The 19,437-nt window shown below is 38.4% G+C and carries 14 protein-coding genes and 1 riboswitch; of the genes, 11 read left to right on the top strand and 3 right to left on the bottom strand.

Features of this window, described 5'->3' with window-relative positions; translation table 11 throughout:
• Positions 1-348 precede the first annotated feature (348 nt).
• The 5 genes from putA (at position 349) to PPBDW_RS16990 (ending at position 7,558) form a co-directional block, all read left to right on the top strand.
• Positions 349-3,495 carry a bifunctional proline dehydrogenase/L-glutamate gamma-semialdehyde dehydrogenase PutA gene (gene putA / locus PPBDW_RS17010; RefSeq protein WP_036792813.1) on the top strand — a complete coding sequence of 1,049 codons (3,147 nt, stop codon included), beginning with the start codon at positions 349-351 and terminating at the stop codon, positions 3,493-3,495.
• Between the two features lie 10 nt (positions 3,496-3,505).
• Positions 3,506-4,198, top strand: a complete 693-nt coding sequence (locus PPBDW_RS17005) for a hypothetical protein (RefSeq protein ID WP_036790694.1) — start codon at positions 3,506-3,508, stop codon at positions 4,196-4,198.
• Between the two features lie 69 nt (positions 4,199-4,267).
• Positions 4,268-5,761 carry a sodium/proline symporter PutP gene (gene putP, locus PPBDW_RS17000; RefSeq protein ID WP_036790691.1) on the top strand — a complete coding sequence of 498 codons (1,494 nt, stop codon included), beginning with the start codon at positions 4,268-4,270 and terminating at the stop codon, positions 5,759-5,761.
• 291 nt (positions 5,762-6,052) lie between these two features.
• The gene (locus PPBDW_RS16995) at positions 6,053-6,850 is read left to right on the top strand and encodes a TIGR02642 family protein (RefSeq protein WP_054262149.1); all 798 of its coding nucleotides are present in this window, start codon (positions 6,053-6,055) and stop codon (positions 6,848-6,850) included.
• A gap of 525 nt (positions 6,851-7,375) precedes the next feature.
• Positions 7,376-7,558, top strand: coding sequence for a hypothetical protein (locus PPBDW_RS16990; protein WP_058118938.1), 183 nt, complete (start codon positions 7,376-7,378; stop codon positions 7,556-7,558).
• A 177-nt stretch (positions 7,559-7,735) separates the two neighbouring features.
• On the opposite strand, the gene PPBDW_RS16985 is transcribed toward PPBDW_RS16990, so the two are convergent.
• Positions 7,736-8,473, bottom strand: a complete 738-nt coding sequence (locus PPBDW_RS16985) for a GntR family transcriptional regulator (protein WP_036790688.1) — start codon at positions 8,471-8,473, stop codon at positions 7,736-7,738.
• A gap of 157 nt (positions 8,474-8,630) precedes the next feature.
• On the opposite strand from PPBDW_RS16985, the gene PPBDW_RS16980 reads away from it, so the two are divergent.
• The 4 genes from PPBDW_RS16980 to PPBDW_RS22970 all read left to right on the top strand — a co-directional run bounded on the left by PPBDW_RS16980 (position 8,631) and on the right by PPBDW_RS22970 (position 13,763).
• Positions 8,631-9,656: an ADP-ribosylglycohydrolase family protein gene (locus PPBDW_RS16980; RefSeq protein ID WP_036790686.1), complete on the top strand. Its 1,026-nt coding sequence runs from the start codon at positions 8,631-8,633 to the stop codon at positions 9,654-9,656.
• Positions 9,657-9,667: 11 nt separating this feature from the next.
• Entirely contained in the window at positions 9,668-11,080 is a 1,413-nt protein-coding gene (locus tag PPBDW_RS16975; RefSeq protein ID WP_036790683.1) for a purine-cytosine permease family protein, read from the top strand.
• On the top strand, positions 11,073-12,023 hold the full coding sequence (locus PPBDW_RS16970) for a PfkB family carbohydrate kinase (RefSeq protein WP_036790681.1): 951 nt from the start codon (positions 11,073-11,075) through the stop codon (positions 12,021-12,023). Before PPBDW_RS16975 ends, PPBDW_RS16970 begins: the two co-directional genes overlap by 8 nt.
• 633 nt (positions 12,024-12,656) lie before the next feature.
• Positions 12,657-13,763 (top strand): methyl-accepting chemotaxis protein, encoded by a 1,107-nt coding sequence (locus tag PPBDW_RS22970; protein WP_036790678.1) that lies wholly within the window; start codon positions 12,657-12,659, stop codon positions 13,761-13,763.
• 322 nt (positions 13,764-14,085) lie between these two features.
• Here PPBDW_RS22970 and PPBDW_RS16960 read toward each other — a convergent pair whose 3' ends face one another.
• On the bottom strand, positions 14,086-14,988 hold the full coding sequence (locus PPBDW_RS16960; protein WP_036790675.1) for a LysR family transcriptional regulator: 903 nt from the start codon (positions 14,986-14,988) through the stop codon (positions 14,086-14,088).
• A 221-nt stretch (positions 14,989-15,209) separates the two neighbouring features.
• On the opposite strand from PPBDW_RS16960, the gene PPBDW_RS16955 reads away from it, so the two are divergent.
• Together PPBDW_RS16955 and PPBDW_RS16950 are read left to right on the top strand one after the other, a co-directional pair.
• A complete protein-coding gene (locus tag PPBDW_RS16955; RefSeq protein ID WP_036790672.1) occupies positions 15,210-16,904 on the top strand; it encodes an L-lactate permease in 1,695 nt (564 codons plus the stop codon).
• Between the two features lie 91 nt (positions 16,905-16,995).
• Positions 16,996-18,159 (top strand): alpha-hydroxy acid oxidase, encoded by a 1,164-nt coding sequence (locus PPBDW_RS16950; protein WP_036790670.1) that lies wholly within the window; start codon positions 16,996-16,998, stop codon positions 18,157-18,159.
• 356 nt (positions 18,160-18,515) lie between these two features.
• Positions 18,516-18,616, bottom strand: a riboswitch (TPP riboswitch).
• Positions 18,617-18,793: 177 nt separating this feature from the next.
• On the opposite strand, the gene PPBDW_RS16945 is transcribed toward PPBDW_RS16950, so the two are convergent.
• Complete coding sequence (locus PPBDW_RS16945) at positions 18,794-19,312, bottom strand: ester cyclase (RefSeq protein WP_036790667.1); 519 nt, start codon at positions 19,310-19,312, stop codon at positions 18,794-18,796.
• Between the last annotated feature and the right edge of the window lie 125 nt (positions 19,313-19,437).

The raw sequence follows: 19,437 nt of genomic DNA, 5'->3' as shown, positions 1-19,437 counted from the left end.
TTTCTTAAATTAAATATTTTAATTTTTATCGATAGAGCTGAAAAAAGATTTTTATATTTTTAATTTATATTAGAGGTAAGTACTTTTATTTAAATTGAGGGAGATTGCTAGATCAGATATGTATATAGGAATTAATTATTTGTAATCGTCCTGTGTGATTTTACACGTCTGTATTAGTTAGTCTGTTTTGAATAATATTTTATATATCTTAGCGGAATGTTTTGATGTTGTTCACAAATTGTTATTTCGATGTTATGTGAAAAGGCGATTGAAAGGTAATGTCACATGCAAAATGCAGCGACAACACAAATTCTGAGTTATAACGTTAATTACGTCGAGGGATTCACTATGTTCAATGCCACTGATGTTCTTCAGCCTTCTTTTATTGAGCAGCCACTAGATCGGCTGTGGTCGCTGATTTCACCGCATTATGCGGTTGATGAATCATGGTGGTTAACTCAATTATTGCCATTAGCTACTCCTTCTCTAGAAGAGTGTTTTGATATGGAGAAGCAAGGGACAAAATTAATTACACACGTACGTGCTGATAAAAACGCAGTTCAGATGATAGACGCCCTGTTATTGGAATATAGCTTAGATACTAAAGAAGGCATTTTGTTAATGTGCTTGGCTGAGGCATTAATGCGTATCCCTGATGCTGCGACAGCTGATGCTTTGATCCGCGATAAGTTGAGTGTTGCAGATTGGAAATCTCACCTCAAAAATTCAGATTCATTATTTGTTAATGCGTCAACATGGGGACTAATGTTGACAGGGAAAGTAGTCTCATTTGATATGCCACGCAATGGCTCTCCATCTCATATTCTTAACCGGTTGGTTAATAAAATGTCTGAGCCGGTGATTCGTCAAGCAATGCATCAAGCCATGAAAATTATGGGTCACCAATTTGTGTTGGGACGTAATATTGATGAAGCGATGAAAAACGGTAAACCAAAACGTGATCAAGGGTTTAGTTATTCATTTGATATGCTTGGTGAAGCGGCTTTGACGGCTGATGACGCTAGCAAGTATTACCAAGATTATATTACTGCAATCGTTGCGGTAGGACGTGATAGCTATTTAACCATGAAAGGTGCGAATAATGCCTCACCTGATCCTACTGTTTCAATCAAATTGTCGGCATTACACCCACGTTATGACATCGCTAATGAAGCACGTGTTTTGAATGAAATGTATGATTCTTTACTGTCATTACTAGACTGTGCGCGTAAAAATAATGTTGGTATCACCATTGATGCTGAAGAGGCTGATCGATTAGAGTTATCCTTAAAATTATTTGAAAAATTATATAAGTCGCCACAAATACAGGGGTGGGGACGATTTGGCCTTGTGGTTCAAGCTTATTCGAAGCGTGCTTTACCTGTACTTGCTTGGGTGGCAGCATTAGCTAAACAACAAGGTGATGTTATTCCATTGCGGTTGGTCAAAGGCGCATATTGGGATAGTGAACTTAAAATTAGTCAGCAAGGAGGCTACAGTGGTTACCCTGTGTTTACACGCAAGGAGGCAACTGATACCTCGTATTTAGCTTGTGCGCGTCTATTATTATCCCCGACACTCCATGGTGTTATCTATCCACAGTTTGCCACTCATAATGCGCACACGGTGAGTGCTATTATTGCGATGTCACAACACCATAATTTTGAGTTTCAGCGTTTACATGGTATGGGGGATGCACTCTATAACCATGTGATGGCAATGTTCAATGTGCGAGTTCGCATTTACGCGCCCGTCGGTAGCCACAAAGATTTATTGCCTTATTTAGTGCGCCGATTATTAGAAAATGGCGCTAATAGTTCGTTTGTTCATCGTCTAGTTGATGCCGACTGTCCAATTGAAGATCTAATCGAGCATCCTGTTTATGCCTTAAAAAAGCGTCAAATATTACATAATAATCTGATCCCCTTACCTCCAGAAATCTTTGGTGATGAGCGCCGTAATTCGGTCGCGATAAATATTGATATAGAATCACAATGGCAACCTTTTAATGCAGCAGTCGCTGTATTTACAGACTATCAATGGCACGCAGCCCCTTTGCCTCAAAATCTTCCTGCAAATGAAATTTCAGCGGAAATAAGAACTGTGACTGCACCTTATGATCGGCGTGAGGTTGTAGGTAGAGTCACTTTTGCAAATAAAGAGCAAGTGGAGCATGCAATATCACATGCTTCAGATGCGTTTGCTGATTGGTCTACAAGTCCAGTCTCAGTTCGTTGTCGCTATTTATTATTACTTGCTGATAGTTTCGAGCAGAACCAGCACGAGCTGGTGGCGTTATGTCATCGAGAAGCAGGAAAAACCATCCAAGATTCGATTGATGAAATTCGTGAGGCGGTGGATTTTTGTCGTTATTACGCTCAGCAAGCGCTCCTTAATTTTGAGTCCCCCCAACGGATCACTAGTTACAGTGGTATCGATCAGCAATTACATTACCAAGGCCGTGGGGTGTTTGTTTGTATTAGTCCATGGAATTTTCCATTAGCTATTTTTATTGGTCAAATCGCTGCGGCATTAGTATCGGGTAATACTGTCGTTGCAAAACCGGCGGAGCAAACATCATTAATTGCTTATCGTGCGATTGAATTATTACAAGAAACGGGTATCCCTTTAGGCGTTATTCAGCTGTTACCTGGACGAGGTGTGGATATTGGTCACCAGTTATTGTCTGATGAACGCATTGCTGGGGTGGTATTTACAGGTTCAACGTCAACAGCACAAACGATTAATCGTACTCTAGCCGCAAGGGAGTGCGCCCCTGTCCCTTTTATTGCTGAAACAGGGGGACAAAATACAATGATTGTTGATAGTACTGCATTACCAGAACAAGTGGTGCGAGATGTGATTAGATCAGCGTTTACATCAGCAGGTCAACGTTGCTCAGCATTAAGGGTGCTTTTTGTTCAAGCAGATGTTGCTGATCGGGTGATTGGGTTAATTAAAGGCGCAATGGCTGAATTGAGTGTTGGGCGTCCAGATCGTCATAGCACCGATGTCGGACCTGTAATCGATGCACTAGCGCGTAAGAAGCTACTTCTTCACATTGAAACGTTAAAAAATCAATCCAAGGTGATTGCACAAACACCATTGGGTCCTGAGTGTCAATTCGGTGATTTTGTTCCACCAACAGCCATTGAAATTAGCAATATCAATATATTACAGCAAGAGCATTTTGGGCCTATTTTGCATGTGGTGCGATTTAAAGCCAATGAGTTATATCAAATTATTGATCAAATAAACAATACAGGATTCGGGTTAACTATGGCAATTCATAGCCGTAATGAGCGGACCTATCTTGATATTGATAACCATGCTCGAGTGGGTAATAGCTATATCAACCGAGATCAGATTGGGGCATCTGTTGGCGTGCAGCCTTTTGGTGGTCAAGGGTTATCTGGAACAGGTCCAAAAGCGGGTGGTCCTCATTATTTGTATCGATTTACTCAAGATTATGTACAGCCAATAAGTGAAAAATAAGGAGCCGATCATGCAGCAAAATTTGCAGGAATTAATTGATAATAGCGATATAGCAATGATTAGTTGGAATAATCTTGGTTTTGAAGAACGGGCTGATGTTTTACAGCATTGGACACAGCAACTGCCAATGAATATCGCTGCGATGGTGAAATTCCAATGTCTTAATGCGTTGGAATATGCTGCCAGTTTTAAGTTAATGCTAGGACCTACAGGTGAAACCAATGAACTCTATTGTTGTGGGCGAGGTGTTTTTATTATTACTGCACAGGAAGGTGTTGTCGAAGAAGCAATTGTGGGTCAATTAGCTGCAGCATTGGTATGTGGTAATTCAATATTACTTTGTATTCCTGATATTCAATATGCTGAGCAGATAAAAATTCAGCTGGAACAATTAGGTTGTATAGCTGGAGTGATCACCGTGGTGAACATAAATTACCTCTATGGATTAGTTAACCACCCACAAACTGCAGGTGTTGCTTATTGTGGTGATATTAACGGTGCCCAAAAACTGGCGCGTCAGTTAGCTCAGAGAGAGGGGGTATTAGCTCAGCTTATTTCTGAAGTTGATGGGACTGTACTGCCTATTATCGGCAGTCAGCGCTATTGTTTACGGTTTGTTACAGAGCGAACACGTACGATTAATATCACAGCTGTTGGCGGTAATGCTACTTTGTTGGAATTGGGGAACGGAGAAACAGTATAAAGGGTGTATATGAAATAGCCATAATAGGCCTTTACATGAATAGAGGTCATTCAAACAGGAAGTATAATAATGATAGAAAATAATACAGTCATAGCTGCAACGTTTATAGTTTACTTAGCTGTTATGCTGGCAATTGGATATATGGCTTATAAACGGACAGCAAGTTCAAGCGACTACTTTCTTGGTGGACGCACTTTGGGTCCGTGGCCTGCTGCATTATCGGCAGGAGCTTCAGATATGAGTGGGTGGTTGTTGCTAGGATTACCTGGCTATGCTTATCTTGCTGGGGTTGAATCGTTATGGTTGGCTGGAGGGCTATTGTTGGGGACTTGGCTCAATTGGTTAATCTGTGCCAAACGGTTACGTACTTATAGTATTACTACTGATAATTCATTGACCTTACCTGAGTTTTTATCTCGGCGATTTGATGATAAATCTAAACTTATTCAAACAATTTCTGCTTTTTTCATTCTTCTATTTTTCCTTTTTTATACCAGTGCTGGTTTAGTTGCAGGCGGAAAATTATTTGAGACAGTCTTTGGACTTGATTATACCGTTGCAGTCATTATTGGTACTGTTTGTGTCGTCTCTTATACATTGTTTGGTGGTTTTTTAGCGGTGTCATGGACTGATTTAGTTCAAGGTCTGCTGATGTCAGCTGCGTTATTGATTGTTCCAATTGTGGCAATGAGTTTAAATCAGGGCAGTTTAACTGATATGTTATATGACAAAAACCCTGAGTTATTGACCCTATGGAGTGATGTTAAAGGTGAGCCATTATCATGGATTGCGATTCTATCATTAGTTGGATGGGGTCTAGGATACTTTGGTCAGCCACACATTTTAGCGCGATTTAAAGCAACACGTTCTAATAAAGATATTAGTACAGCACGTCGTATTGCTGTGATTTGGACTGCATTGTCAATGGCTGGTGCTGTGCTTGTTGGGTTAACTGGAATTTTATATGTTGATGGGCAAGGAGGTCATTTACCCGACAGTGAGAAAATTTTCATGTTACTCGTTAATGCTATTTTTCATCCTGTGATGGCGGGCTTTTTATTAGCGGCTATTCTCGCAGCCATAATGAGTACTGCTGATTCACAATTATTAGTGTCATCTTCAGCATTAGCAGAAGACTTTTATAAGCAAGTCTTTCGACCACAAGCATCTAGTCAAGAAATTGTGATGGTTGGGCGTATTGCTGTAGTTGTGTTGTCAGTGATTGCGTTGATATTAGCGTTAAATCCAGAGAGTTCAGTATTAGGGTTGGTTTCTTATGCATGGGCTGGATTTGGTGCGGCTTTTGGTCCAGTGTTATTGCTAAGCTTATATTGGAAATCAATGAATCGCTATGGTGCTTTAGCCGGTATCATTGTGGGTGCTGTCACTGTCGTAGTATGGAAGCAAATAACGGGGGGGATTTTTGATTTATATGAAATTATTCCTGGCGTTATTTTCGCAACTATCACTGTCATTGCTGTGAGCAAAATTACGGGTCCTCCGTCAGAATCAGTATTAACTACGTATCGACAGTATCACGAGAATTTAAAAAGCTTCGAATGATAATATAGTTGATACTATTGACATCCTCGCCTTGAATAGGCGAGGAATTTTAATGATATTCTTAAGAAGTTAAGTTGCTATTTATTTGATTTTTCCTTCCGTGGTATAGCTATAGAAAACAGTCTTATATAAATATCCTGCCAGATATTCATCCCATTGTTTTTACTTTTAATATTTATTATCAATCTAATCACTATTTGAATTGAAAAACACTTTAATTGTCTCGTTGATACTAGGTTTATGTCTTAACATGTTATTCAGATAATGAGTTGACTGAATACATGGGGCTTTATGAGCAGAGCTATTGAGTTGTTAACACGAATGCATGCTGTGCGTAGCGTTACAATTGGCTCACGCGGTCGTTCAAATTTAACAGGAGATGTTATTTTAGCGGTGTTTGCTCAAGTTCAGCATAAGCAGCCGTTAGGTATGGATTTATTGCTGGCCAAGTATGTTCATGATGCACCTGCAGTTGACCGAATTATTAACGTGATGCCGACCTGGCTGAATGATGAGTCATTCCAACGTAAAGATTTAGCCTTGGCACTAAGCTGTATTGCTTTAGATGTATTTTGCGATAAGCCCGTAGCCAGTCAAAAGCGACAACTTGCTGCATTATGGCGAAATCACAGCGACCAGGCTAAGCGTAGTAACCGGTTAATTAAAGGCTGGCAGATAAAGATTAAGCAATTACAGCGTGATGTTGATATTTGTGGCATGCAAGCAGCAGAAGAGCGTTTACTGTCCGTTATTAATGAACTTGAAGTATTAGTGATTAATGAACGCCGCCGTATAGATGAATACGCGCAAAGTCAGTCCCTTAAATCGGTAACATGCCCTCGGTGTAGCGGTACTGGTTTAATGCAGAGTGGTAAATGTTCCTCATGTGGTGGCCATGGTCAATTTTCCCCAAGCATCGATAATATTCGCCAGCACTTACGCCATATTGGTTTAGGACGGGTTAGTAATAAACTGTGGGATAGTGAACTGAAACCGTGGTTAGATAATTGTTTGAGCAGAATGCATATCGAATCCAATGAGGCGGTAAGGTTACTTTCAGATAAGTTATATAAGGAAAGTGCTAGCTGAATTCGTTTATTTGATTATCTGTCAACCAACGATAACCAATAACGTAAGCCTATATACCAGCAACCATTGAATAAGCAGGGAAAGGCAGCAGAAAAGTAATGATAGAGGCAGGGATAGAGGAGTTAACAGTTAAGGGAATAATACTTACTCGACGTGTTTTTATATCAAAGAGAAAAATGCGCATTTAGCCATCAATCATAGAAAAAGTGCGCAATTTGAAGTGCGCAATTAAGTCAATGCGCAATCTTTAAGTTAATCAAACTAAATCAACTAGATAGGTTGATAGTGCGCAGAGTTAAGCAGAGCATAATGCGCAATTTAGTTCTGCGCATTAGCACTAAGTACGCATTAATGAGTAGTGCGCAATATTCCCATTAATACCTTTTTAATCAGTTAGATAAGGATATTATCGAAGGTGGGTAATGAAGACGACTGTTCTAGTTTACTCACTGAGAAAAACGAAACGGTAATAATGAATAAGAGTATCCACTCAAAGATAATGTATCAGATCAATAGGGTAAGCATATGAATAGTGTAACGTCACTTTCGAAACAAAACTCAGTACCTAAATATAGCAATGAGCAGGTTGCTTATATTTTATCGTATTTAGCCGCGACGACATCGAATGAGGCTTTAAGCGATAATGCTACGATTGGACTGTCGGTGTTGCTTAAATCTTTATCCGATGCACTGGTTTCTGAATGCTAATCTCGATAATAACCTAAAATATGTCAGAATTTTAAAGAATAAAGGGTCGCGTTTGAAATACAGTCCTTTATTTATGTTTGTAATTCCGTGTTTCAAACGGGGAATTCAACTAATGCTGCCGACTAAATTATTGACTGCACCAATAGTTATCCTTGTGCGGCATGTTTAATTGTACAATTACAGTGCAACTTTGACGTTGAATTTAAAATGATAGTAATCAGTATTACAAATTATTGAGCCACATTCGATAACATCCCCAGATTTATTATATGTCTTTAGTTTTATTTTCATTAGAGGAAAGTTAGGAGATACCTTAAGCATGGTAGCCTCTTCAATGGTTGGTCTATATATTGCGAGAGTGTACTCTTGAACGTCTATATCAATGCCTTGTTGTTCCCAATATCCATAGAGAGATTCTTCCAATAGATCGGGCCGAGGCAAGAATTGTTCAGGAATATAGGTTGTTTCAATTGAAACAGGCATGCCATCAACCAGGCGCACTCGTTTTAATTTTGCGATCCGCTGGTCACAATTGATTTCAAGTTTTTGAGGATGTTTATTTGCTATAAGCTCCCTGATTAACCAGCGGTTAGAAACAACACCCTGCTGTTTTAGTTGTGATGAAAATCCCCCCCCTGAAAGGTTATAGTCTATTGGTAAATTTATAACTGTCCCTTTGCCATGCTTTTTTATTACAAGATTTAACTCTGTTAATTCAGCTAATGCTTTGACAATTGTAACGCGAGATAGTCCTAGTATTTCTGATAACTTTCTTTCAGATGGCAGCACACTGCCATGTTTAAATGTTTTGTTTTTAATCAATTCTTCAAGGATGTTTTTGAGCTGGAGATACAATGGAGTTGATGCGTTAACGTCTATTTTATTTTTTATATGTTTGATGAAATGTTGTTCCATGTATCTAGTCCCTGTAGATGTGATAGTTGTCATATAATATCAAAAAGTCTGACGTATCAATGGTTTTAAATCACATTATTCATATTAAGCTTTTTTACTGGACTGTAACTGGACTTATAGTGACTTCAGAATTAGCCATGGGCTCTGGAGTAGGTATATGAACGAAACAAACACAGCATTATTAACTGATATTGAGAAAAAAATTCTAGGTTGTCTTTATGGGCAAGCTATTGGCGATGCGATGGGCATGCCATCAGAGCTATGGACAAAAAATAAAGTTATTAGTTATTTTGGCTGGATAGATACATTTTTACCGGGGCCTGAAGAAAACATCGCGGCGAATGAGTTTAAAGCTGGAGAGTATACTGACGATACGAGCCAATGTGTTGCGTTAATGGATGCCATTATTGAAGCTGATGGTGAAATATCTCCTGATCTCATCGCAAAGCATATTATGTTATGGGCTAAACGTATTGATGCATTTAATAAAAACATACTTGGACCTACCTCAAAAGCGGCATTGAACGCGATTGAGCAGGGTGTCTCATTTGAAGATATAGAAGCTAATGGTGTTACGAATGGTTCAGCCATGCGTGTCTCGCCGATAGGTTGCTTATTATCAACGAATGATGTGGCAGCCTTTATTGAAGGAGTTCGCCTGTCATGCCTACCGACGCATAAATCGGATATTGCCATTGCGGGCGCAGTTGCTGTTGCATGGTCTGTCAGCCGCGCGATTGAAGGGGCATCGTGGGATGATATTAAGCAGGAATTAGTTAAATTAACCAATAATGTCCAACGTAATCATGAGTCTACATTTAGCCCATTGTTGGGGTATCGAATTCAATATGCATTAGCAGTTGTTGCTGAACAGAGCGACGAGAAGATTGCACTTAATGATTTATATGAGAGGGTTGGAGCCGGTATGGATATTATTGAATCAATACCGACGGCGATCGCACTTGTTGAATTAGCGCAAACAGATCCAATGAAGTGTGCTGAACTTGCCGCTAACTTAGGGGGCGATACCGATACTATAGGTACAATGGCAACGGCTATTTGTGGTGCCTTACATGGAGTCGATGCTTTCGATGAATCATATATTACGTTAATCAATACAGCTAACAATATTGATTTTGCACCTTACGCTCGTGCACTTATGACTTATCGTCAGAATATATAAGGATTTATACCATGAGTAGTATTGATAATATTTCTGTCAATGTACCAAAAGATGAACAGTTAACGATGGAAGAACTGGGTATTTCTCGTGTTCCATCAAGCAAGCAAACGAAAAAACCAATTGAACTGTTTTTTGTATGGTGTGCCGCAAATATTGGTATTTTGGGTGTTGTTTATGGGGCGATTATCGTTTCTTTTGGACTATCTTTTTTTCAATCGGTATTAGCAGCTATTGTTGGCGTACTTTCTTTTTCTTTGGTTGGTATGTCGAGTCTTGCGGGTAAGGTAGGGCGAACAACAACATTAACGTTATCCCGTTCAAGCTTTGGTAAAAAAGGGAATATAGCACCCACTGCTTTTTGTTGGATAAACTTAATGGGTTGGGAGGCGGTTAATATTATTACTGGTACCCTGACGTTGGTTGCTTTATTCGTTGCACTTGGCTTTGAAGAAACTTCTATCATCACTGCATTATCATTACTTCTCTTTGGTGGTTTGACCGTCGTTGTTAGTATTCTTGGTCAGAATACGGTTCTGTTACTTCAAAAGTGGATTACTCGTACATTTGGTGCGATGACATTGTTTGTTGCGATTTACCTTATCGCGACGGCCGATTGGAACAGTATCTTAGCGTTGCCGTCAGGAAGTTGGATCACAGGATTCTTACCAGCAGTATCAATTATTGCTGCGGGAACAGGAATTAGCTGGGCAATTGCAGGTGCAGATTATAGCCGTGATCAAAGTCCATCATCTAGTTCAAAACATATATTTTTAACTGTTGTAGGCGGGGCGGCATTACCTTTATTACTACTTATCTTAACGGGAATTCTACTGACAGCACAAATTCCAGACTTAGGAACTAATACTAACCCCATTGCAGCCATTGGTCAGTTACTTCCATCGTGGATGGCTATTCCCTATTTAGCCGCAGCGGTAGCGGGCATTGTTACTATAGCTGTGTTGAGCCTTTATTCGGCAAGTTTAAACTTACTGACGATGGGTATCAAACTTAAGCAACGTACAGCGATAGCTGTTGATGCTGTTCTGGTATTGAGTATTGCTGTTTATGTATTATTTATTTCAGGTGATTTTCTTGGTCCATTCATCTCATTCTTAATGATTTGTGGTGTATTCCTTTCCGCCTGGGTCGCTATTTTCCTTGTTGATTTTATGAAGACGCATCGATATGTCGGTTATTCTGAACACGATCTGTACGGCGAAACGGGCTGTTACACTCGTACTTTGGTTTGTTGGCTTATTGGAGCTTTATCTGGTTTGATGGTAACAAAAACTGGATTCATTGATGGTCCACTTGCTGTGGGTGTTTTTGAAAGTTCGAGTTTGGGGTTATTCGTTTCTTTTACGATTGCGCTAGTCCTTCATGTACTGGTTAGCAAGACGAACATAAGAGTGATTTATGGTTGATCTTTCTTCGCTATTAATTAGTCGTCCAATAATTGTTGTTGGTGCTGCTTTTGGTGATGTCATGCTTGGTGTTGAGCAATTACCTTACAGTGGTGGGGATATCACAGCCAATGAAATCGATCGTCAGATTGGCGGCTGTGCATTCAATGTGATACGTGCGCTTAGCCGCATGAAGTTTAATGCTATTAATGGTATACCAGTGGGTAATGGTAGTTGGGGACAAGCCGTTGAATCTGCAATGGCTCGTGAAAACTTACCTGTATTACTGCGTCACGATTGTTACGATAATGGATGGTGTCTTGCTCTCGTAGAGGCGAATAAAGAGCGCACGTTTATCACTATTGATGGTTGTGAACAATATTGGTCCCCAGAGTTACTCGCTCAAATACCAACACCTGATAATGCTATTGTTTATGTTTCAGGTTATGAGCTAGTAGGTGCTCAAAGTGAGTCATTACGTCAATGGTTATTATCCTTAGGAGATGATAAAACATTATTTGTGGATTTTGGTCCCCGCTTATCAGATATTGATGCGACGTTTATTCACCTGTTACTAAAAAAGAAACCTATTTTGACCGTAAATAGAGATGAATTGGTTCTGTTAGATAGTGCGGGGGCTGGTGATTTAGGTCATGCTGCAGCTATCTCTAATCATTACGGAATTTGTATAATTTGCCGTTTTGATAAAGACGGAGCAACGGTTTGTTTACCTGACAGTGAACCTACGCATGTTGCCGCTTTTCAGGTTGATGTTGTTGATACGATTGCAGCCGGCGATAGTCATTGTGCTGGAGTGATCGCAGGTATTTCAGCTGGGTGGACATATTCTCAAGCGGTTGAATTAGGTAATATGGTTGCGGCAATTGTGGTTAGCCGTGCTGGTTCGAATGGAGCACCAACAAAAGCAGAATTATTGGACTTTCAAGTGAATAATTTAGTTTAGGGCAACAAGAATAATAAGAAAGAGGTTAAGTACCTCTTTCTTTTTTAAGCGTTATTATGGTAGTGGCGAAGCTAGTTTAGTCACTTCGTTATACTTTTACTAATCTATTCCTAATCAGTTAGAGATCAGAAATCTAACTACTTTCTGTCCATAAATTATCTTTACTGTTAAATACCGTCTGATATGGCGGTATTTATACATTCCGTAAGATATTTCGTGAAGAAGTTACCTATAATTTGTCTAATATTAATTCACCTAAATAAAACGCACTTTCCTTTGTTTTTGTAGTGGTGTATTTAAAACGTAGGATTTAATTAATACTGTTGACTCAATTATTGAGTATTCGGAATTATTCCACATTCACATATTGTTCATTTCTTATGGGTATTTCTTTATGCCTAAGTTATTTTTCAAGCAAAATAATGGCTATATTTAGTGCGCTAGTACGCATATATCTCAACGGGATATTGATGCTAGTTCATTGTTTAGTGTTTAATATATCTATAGGGATGAAGCATAGTTGTTGTTATTTTTTGTTCTATATTCAACGTAATTAAACGAATATTATCCATTAAGTTATCACTTAAATATGGGATAAATTTTATATTCAATATTCTATTTGGATTTATACATATGTTCTTTAGTCGTAAATTGAAAAGTGAAAACCTAGCTATAAAACAATTGCTTGAGGATGAACGGCTACAGTATGAACAAAAAATAACAGAGCTTGTTGAACAACTTTCTATGAATGAAAGTGAAATACAACAACTCAAAGAAAATAATCACCTTGATTCATTATTGATGGATAGTCATTTACGTGGCGGGGCAATGCTAGAGCGTATTCGTGAAGGACTGGCTAGTAGTGCTGAAAATTTAGTATCTGAGAACGAAAAACTAAAATTGCTTGATGAAATATTTATGCAGACTCATGATGCTTTGTCGCGATTAGAAAATCGTGCGGAAAAGATAGCCAATCAAGCTAAAAATAGTATGGCGGCAGCAGTTACACTTGATAACACTGCCGTTTCTATTAGTAAACTGGTACTCACAATTCAAGAAATATCAGCTCAAACAAACCTACTCGCGTTAAATGCAGCTATCGAAGCTGCGCGAGCTGGAGAAGCTGGTCGTGGTTTTGCAGTGGTTGCAGATGAAGTACGCGCCCTTGCAAGTAAAGCGAATGATGCCAGTGGAAAAATTGAAAGCTTAGTTAATCAAGTACTCAGTCAGACAAGTGAAATTAAACACACGATTGAAGATAATCAATTGTGTGCAGAGGAAGTATTTGTATCTTCAGAGCAAATTAAAGTAGTCGTTACTGATGTGTTATCAAAATCTCAGCATATGCAGGAAATTATTCGTGTTGCTACGGCATCTGCATTCTTAGATACAGTGAAGCTTGACCACGCTGTTTGGAAAAATAACATCTATAGTTTGGTTGGGAAACAGGATTTTACTGCCGCTGTTAATAGTCATACTGAGTGCCGTCTTGGTAAATGGTATTTCAAGGGAGATGGGGCTGCGCAATACAGTCATTTACCGAGTTACAATCAGTTGGATAAGCCGCATAAGCACGTTCATGATTCTGGACGCTTAGCGATTCAAGCAGGGGCAAGTAATGATAATAAAGCTCTCATCAACCATATGTATGAGATGGAAAGTGCTAGTGAACTTGTTGCTGCAAGTCTTGAACAATTATTAGATGATGTAATTAAAGATCCATTACGTAAAATTGGATAAGCAAAAAATAATCTCTATTATAAATATTTTAATATTAAAAGAGCCGCTATTTGCGGCTTTTTAAATTCCAGTAGAAAGTCATCATCTTAATCATCAAGGCAATACTGGATTTCAAATCCAGTATTCATTTAGATAGTTTTTTAAAAAGGATATTAAAAAAGAGGGTTATTAATTACTTTTAGAAAGATAAAAAAATAGTAGCAAGATTATTCAATACCAAAGGGAGAAGCTCAAGATACTGTTGTGTCACTTATGACAATAATAGGATGGTAATTTCCATGAGCTATAAAGTATCCCAATATTGCCTCTACATTAAACTTATTTAAAAGTATTCACTCATAGACAAATAACGTTGACGTATATGCTCTATCAATAGACGTATTTTTTTAGACGGGTGGCGAGTAAAAGGATAAATAGCATAGACCCCTAGCTTTTTTGCAACGCGATTAGGCATGATGTCAATTAATTCTCCTTTCATTAAATCGAGATAGACTAAACAACGAGGAACATAGGCAATACCATATCCACCAAGTGCTGCTTTTCTTAAAGCTGCTGCGTTGTCTGTAGTGAAATTCCCCTTAATCTTAATGATGTAAGTACCATCTTCACCTTTGAATTCCCATTCACTCGCTCCTGTTGTTTGGTAAGCATACTGTAAACAGTTATGTTCAAGTAGATTTTCAGGTTCTTGAGGTTGGCCATTACGCTTAATGTAATCAGGGGTGGCACAGATAACCCATTGTGACTCAATAATGTGGCGAGCAATTAAGCTTGAATCTTCTAAACGACCAGTTCTGATAACAAGATCATAATTGTCTTCGATAATATCAACGAACAAGTTTTCGAGTGATATGTCGACGGTTATGCCAGGATGTAGAGCACAGAATTCCGCTACAGCATCAGCTAACAGCAGATCACCTGAGATTGTTGGTACAGACATTTTAATGTGGCCTGTAACGTTATCTGCGAATCCAGATACGGTATTAATTGCTTCTGTTGTCGCTTGTTGGACATTAGTTGCTCCTTTGTATAATTTTTTACCGGCCTCGCTTAATGTCAGTTTTCTCGTTGTTCTATAGAGAAGTTGGACCCCAAGCTCTTGTTCAAGTCGTGCAATCCTTTTGCTAACTACCGAATTAGTAAGTAAATTCTTTTCAGCAACTCGGCTGAATGACCCCTGTTCAACTACTTGAGCAAATAAAATTAAATCATCGGCCTTTGTCATTATTTATGCTTTTTTGGAAAAAATATTTTTCATTATTTCTCTATATCACAAAAAAATAAAGAGTTACGTTAACGTTGATATAACAAAATGCTTACACGCAAGTGAGCTGTAAGCTAATTAGGTTGGGTAAATGTTAATAATAAAGTCATTACGATGGATGTTGTGATTCCTAATAGACATTTATAGCACTCAACTAAGCGTGAAATAAAAGGATAATAATAATGAGTCAAACTCTATATGCGTTAATCGCATTTACTCCGATAGCGGTCGCCGGTGTTCTCTTATTGGCCCTTAATTGGCCTGCTATTAGAGCAATGCCTGTTGCCTTTTTTATGACAGTCATCATTGCTCTTTTAGGATGGGATATGTCTGTTGCTCGTATTTTTGCTTCATCATTACAGGGGGTTGTAATTACTATTTCTGTATTGTGGATTATCTTCGGTGCTATTTTTTTATTAAACACTTTAAAACATACCGGAGCAATAAACGCGATACGAAATGGTTTTACAGGTATCTCTGCTGATCGACGAGTACAAGCAATTATCATTGCATGGTGTTTTGGCTCATTTATTGAAGGCGCATCAGGATTTGGTACCCCAGCAGCAATTGCTGCACCTCTATTAGTTGCTATCGGCTTTCCTGCTATGGCTGCAGTATTAATGGGAATGATGATCCAATCGACCCCCGTTTCATTTGGCGCTGTGGGAACACCGATTATTGTAGGTGTTAATAAGGGACTTGATACTCATAATATTACGGAAGGTCTTATTGCTAATGGCTCTACTTGGGATTTTTATCTGCAGCAAATAACGTCTAATGTCGCACTTATTCATAGCGTCGTTGGTATTTTTATTCCTATTTTTATGGCCATGATGCTGACTCGTTTTTTTGGTAAAAAGCGTAGCTGGACTGAAGGCTTAGATATATTACCTTTCGCCATATTTGCAGGCTTAGCTTTTACCATTCCTTATGCTTTAACTGGTGTATTTCTTGGTGCTGAATTTCCTTCTCTTATTGGTGGTTTAGTCAGCTTAGCGATAGTGGTATCAGCGGCGAAAAGAGGTTTTTTAGTTCCAAAGAAAGTATGGGATTTTGAGAAGGAAGAGTGCTGGCCTAGCGAGTGGCTTGGCTCATTAAAGATGGACATTAAACAAGATAATAAGCCAATGAATTTGGTATTGGCATGGAGTCCTTATGTATTGTTGGCGCTTATATTGGTAATCAGTCGTGTTAGTGTCGATTTTAAAGCTTTGTTAGGGGGAGTGAGTTTATCTTTTACCAATATACTTGGACAGGTTGGGATCAGTGCAGCGATAGAACCTCTTTATCTTCCTGGCGGTATTTTGGTGTTTTCAGCTCTGATGGCGACATTGATTCAATCTGGCAGTCTTAAACCAATGATGAACGCATTTGGTGAGTCGAGTAAGACTTTGTTAGGGGCTGGCTTCGTACTTATCTTTACTATTCCTATGGTACGGATCTTTATTAACTCAGGAGTTAATGGTGCTGATTTAGTTAGTATGCCAGTGATGACGGCTAATTTTGTGTCTGGCATTGTGGGCGTTGGGTTTCCTGCATTGAGTGCCGGAATTGGTGCTTTAGGGGCTTTTATTGCAGGTTCTAATACTGTGTCTAATATGATGTTCAGTCAGTTCCAGTTTGAAGTTGCACGTACATTATCGGTTTCAAGCGCTTTTATGGTGTCACTACAAGCTGTGGGTGCGGCTGCTGGTAATATGATTGCGATACACAATGTTGTAGCGGCTTCAGCCACTGTTGGCCTATTAGGTCGAGAGGGAGCGATTCTACGTAAAACGATTATTCCTACTTTTTATTATCTCGTCGCTACCGGGATTATAGGCTTAATTATGATCTATGGTTTTCATATTACAGATGCATTAATGGTGAGTTCGTGAATGATTAGCGGTAGTGTTTATGTGATGATTAAGTGACTGTTATAAAATATAAAAATTTAATAAAAATAACAAATAGAATAAAGGATGTATCATGAACGACTATTTTAATACTAGATATCCATCTGTTGATTTACTTAGGAAAAAAGCAAAATCACGTTTGCCAAAGTTTGCTTTTGAATATGTTGATGGTGGCTGTAACAACGAGATTGGCTTAAGACGTAATACGGATGATATTCGAGAACTTGAACTTATTCCTTATTATTTAAGAGATTATAAGGATGTTTCATTAAAAACGACATTGTTCGGTGAAACTTATGATGCTCCATTTGGTGTAAGTCCAGTTGGACTACAAGGACTAATTTGGCCGAAAGCTCCTGAGATTTTAGCAAAAGCAGCTTTTGAGCATAACGTCCCATTTATATTGAGTACAGTGTCAACAGAATCAATTGAAACGATTGCTGAAATTACTGAAGGCAAAATGTGGTTTCAGTTATATCACCCAGTTGATGATGCTATCACTGATGATTTACTTGCTCGTTGTAAAGCAGCAGGGGTTAAAACGTTAGTACTATTATCAGACGTTCCTACATTTGCTTATCGTCCGAAAGAAATAAAAAACGGGTTGGCAATGCCTCCAAAAATGACAGCAGAAAATATGCTGCAGATAATGCTTTCTCCTGAATGGGCGCTTGAGACCTTAATTAAAGGAAAACCTGAGTTTAAAACGTTAACCAAATATATGTCGGGCTCAATGGATATGCATCATTTAGCCCTATTTATGGATAAAACCTTTAATGGTCGCTTGAGCGAGGAAAAAGTACGAAAGTTACGTGATAAATGGGATGGGAACTTAGTACTAAAAGGCTTATCGACTGTTGAAGATGCAAAAAAATCTATTGAAATAGGGTTGGATGGCATTATCGTCTCTAATCATGGTGGACGACAGTTGGATGCAGGTCCATCAACCATAAGTAAAGGGATCGAAATTCTTAATGCGTGTAAAGGCCAAACAACCATTATGATGGATAGTGGTATTAGAGAAGGTTCTGACATTGCATGTACTCTAGCTGCTGGGATGGACTTTACATTTATGGGGCGGAGCTTTATGTATAGTGTTGGCGCTCTAGGTCAAAACGGTGGTCACCATGCGATGAATATGATTAAGAAACAGCTTCAGCAAGTGATGGAACAAGTATGCTGTGAAAAACCACAAGATTTACCTAATCATTTATCTAAAATTAAGAACCTTTGGTAACTAATAGCAACAGCCATTAATTGTCAGCATTATAAAGGCGTACTGAGTGCGCCTTTTTTGTTGGCTAATGCAGTATATAGACGTGTTTTGTGTGATGTGATTTATGAGAAATTAATGCTTATGGATTGGTTGAAAGTAAGCGTTTTTTGAGGGCTGGTTTGGTGTAGTAATAGAAGGATAATCGTAGGAGAATATTTAATAAAAAATGAGGCTAGAATGGGACGTAAAATGGGACAGAGAGTAGGAAATGGGACATAAATGGGGCAGGAAAATGACTTAATTAGAAATTTGTATAATACTTTTTTGTTGTCTTAATGTTATGATTTATAAAGAAAAATTTATTGTTTGTGATTTTTTTCAAAAAAAACCTAACACCCTCCGCCAGTGCTAACTGGTTCAGGTTCAACGGGGCCCACCATTATGGTGATCTCAGCTTAAAGCTCCCCGACTAATGGCAATAATCCTAATCCAGAATAATTAGGTTGTTACTATATTTTATTGAAAAATAATAGGTTACAGGTGTTGTTTAGATATGTTAATGAATAACACATTAATTTATTGAATGTTTTGTTGCTGGGGTAGTGCATGGTTTTTTAATGGTTCTTCTATTTTGAAGATGAACTAACAGCAGAGATTATTTTACTTGAGAAAAGAAAGTATTATAGTCTTCCAAATGCCAATTTCTTATGATTTTTCCATTATGTACTTCATAAATATCAACAGCTGGAAAATCGACAACTTGGCCTTGACCTATAACGTCTCCCATTTTGCCGTTAAAGTTACCTTTAAAACGGTATCGAATTGTTGCAAAGTCACCACTAATAAGTAGATGCTCAACTTCTACATGTAAATTAGGTATGACTTTTCGGAAATTTTGAGAGGCCTCCAGTACACCTTCAATACCTTTTTTTCTGCCTTTGGGTGGGGTCATATCTTGAAAGTTTTCTAATAAAGCTTCACGAGCATATGCTTCTTTCCCCGTATTCCAAAACTTAGCGTAATTCATAGCTGCTTGTTTTATTTCTACTGTATGTACTGATTGATCGGTACTTACAAATTTTTCTGGCTTAAGTTCATTAGCTTGGACAGAGCTACCTAGTAATATAGCTATACATATAGCTATAGTTGCAGTTTTGATTTTTCCTTTATTCATTCGATATCTCTTTTTATCTGATTTTGTTTCGATAGGGTAAGTATATTAATTAGAATGAATTTGATAATTAGGTAATATTTAAATTGAGTGTTCATCTCAGTTAAATAATGAGAAGGAAGGATTGA

The organism is Photobacterium kishitanii (assembly GCF_000613045.3).
Lineage (GTDB): Bacteria > Pseudomonadota > Gammaproteobacteria > Enterobacterales > Vibrionaceae > Photobacterium > Photobacterium kishitanii.
Note: the sequence above shows the minus strand (reverse complement) of the source record. Positions and strands in the feature narration are given on the sequence as shown.

Excerpts from the sequence above, each read along its gene's own strand:
- PPBDW_RS16985 (WP_036790688.1), bottom strand. The coding sequence starts at position 8,473 with ATGGAACAACATTTCATCAAACATATAAAAAATAAAATAGACGTTAAC.
- PPBDW_RS16990 (WP_058118938.1), top strand. The coding sequence starts at position 7,376 with ATGAATAGTGTAACGTCACTTTCGAAACAAAACTCAGTACCTAAATAT.
- PPBDW_RS17005 (WP_036790694.1), top strand. The coding sequence starts at position 3,506 with ATGCAGCAAAATTTGCAGGAATTAATTGATAATAGCGATATAGCAATG.
- PPBDW_RS16945 (WP_036790667.1), bottom strand. The coding sequence starts at position 19,312 with ATGAATAAAGGAAAAATCAAAACTGCAACTATAGCTATATGTATAGCT.
- putA (WP_036792813.1), top strand. The coding sequence starts at position 349 with ATGTTCAATGCCACTGATGTTCTTCAGCCTTCTTTTATTGAGCAGCCA.
- PPBDW_RS16955 (WP_036790672.1), top strand. The coding sequence starts at position 15,210 with ATGAGTCAAACTCTATATGCGTTAATCGCATTTACTCCGATAGCGGTC.
- PPBDW_RS16960 (WP_036790675.1), bottom strand. The coding sequence starts at position 14,988 with ATGACAAAGGCCGATGATTTAATTTTATTTGCTCAAGTAGTTGAACAG.
- PPBDW_RS16975 (WP_036790683.1), top strand. The coding sequence starts at position 9,668 with ATGAGTAGTATTGATAATATTTCTGTCAATGTACCAAAAGATGAACAG.
- PPBDW_RS16995 (WP_054262149.1), top strand. The coding sequence starts at position 6,053 with ATGAGCAGAGCTATTGAGTTGTTAACACGAATGCATGCTGTGCGTAGC.
- PPBDW_RS16950 (WP_036790670.1), top strand. The coding sequence starts at position 16,996 with ATGAACGACTATTTTAATACTAGATATCCATCTGTTGATTTACTTAGG.
- PPBDW_RS16970 (WP_036790681.1), top strand. The coding sequence starts at position 11,073 with ATGGTTGATCTTTCTTCGCTATTAATTAGTCGTCCAATAATTGTTGTT.
- putP (WP_036790691.1), top strand. The coding sequence starts at position 4,268 with ATGATAGAAAATAATACAGTCATAGCTGCAACGTTTATAGTTTACTTA.
- PPBDW_RS22970 (WP_036790678.1), top strand. The coding sequence starts at position 12,657 with ATGTTCTTTAGTCGTAAATTGAAAAGTGAAAACCTAGCTATAAAACAA.
- PPBDW_RS16980 (WP_036790686.1), top strand. The coding sequence starts at position 8,631 with ATGAACGAAACAAACACAGCATTATTAACTGATATTGAGAAAAAAATT.